General features: G+C 73.0%; 1 protein-coding gene. It reads right to left on the reverse strand.

Features of this window, described 5'->3' with window-relative positions; translation table 11 throughout:
• Positions 1-2: 2 nt before the first annotated feature.
• Positions 3-1013: a FecCD family ABC transporter permease gene (locus AOK16_RS23275; protein ID WP_240483716.1), complete on the reverse strand. Its 1011-nt coding sequence runs from the start codon at positions 1011-1013 to the stop codon at positions 3-5.
• Positions 1014-1085 lie beyond the last annotated feature (72 nt).

Raw genomic sequence — 1085 nt, forward strand, 5'->3', positions numbered from 1 at the left:
CCTCACGCCCAACCCCCTTGACTCCGCCGCGTTCTCCGCAGCAGCCAGAAGAAGAACGGGCTGCCGAAGAGCGCCGTCAGGACGCCCAGCGGCAGCTCCGCCGGCTGCGCGGCCGTCCGCGCCGCCAGGTCGCCCGCCACGAGGACCAGCCCGCCGCCCAGCGCGCTGCCCGGGACCAGAAAGCGGTGGCCGGGGCCGTTCGCCATGCGCAGCAGATGCGGTACGAGCAGCCCGACGAACGTGATGATCCCGGCCACGGCGACAGCCGCCGCGGTGAGCAGCGCCACGACCAGGATCAGGATCATCCGCAGCCGCTCCACCTCCACGCCCAGATGCCGGGCCGGGCGCTCGCCCAGCGCCAGGAGGTCCAACTTCCGCGCGAAGAACGGCGCGATGAGCAGACCCGTCGCCGCGCACGGCAGCACCGCCAGCACCTTCGGCCAGGTCGCCTGCGCGAGCGACCCCAGCTGCCAGAACGCGATCTGCGTGATCTGCGCGTTGTCCGCGAAGAAGATGAACAGGCCGATCAGCGCGCCCGCGAAGGCGTTGACCGCGATCCCGGTCAGGATCAGCGTCACCACCTCCGTACGCCCGCCCGAGCGCGCCATCACGTACACCAGCAGGACCGTGGCCAGTCCGGCGGCGAACGCGCACGCGGTGACGGTCCAGTTCCCGAGGAAGGTCGCCCCCAGCGAGATCGCCCCGACCGCGCCGACTGCCGCGCCGGAGGAGATCCCGATGACGCCGGGCTCGGCGAGCGGGTTGCCGAACACGCCCTGCATGAGCGCGCCCGCGCAGCCGAGGGAGGAGCCGACGAGCAGCGCGAGTGCGACCCGCGGCAGCCGGACGTTCCACAGCACGCTCTCCCCGACCTGGTCCAGCGCCTGCCCGCCGAGCCCGACGCGGTGACGTACGGAGGCGAGTACGTCCCCGAGCGGGATGTCGTACGCGCCGAGCCCGGCGGAGAGCAGGCAGAGGAGCAGCAGTACGCCGAGGAGGGCGAGGGTGAGCACGTACGCCCGCCCGCTGCCGCCACGTTGCCGACTACCGACCGTGGAAGGCGCTTTGTGGGCGGCGCCGCCCAC

This window comes from Streptomyces pathocidini, from assembly GCF_001418495.1.
GTDB lineage: Bacteria > Actinomycetota > Actinomycetes > Streptomycetales > Streptomycetaceae > Streptomyces > Streptomyces pathocidini.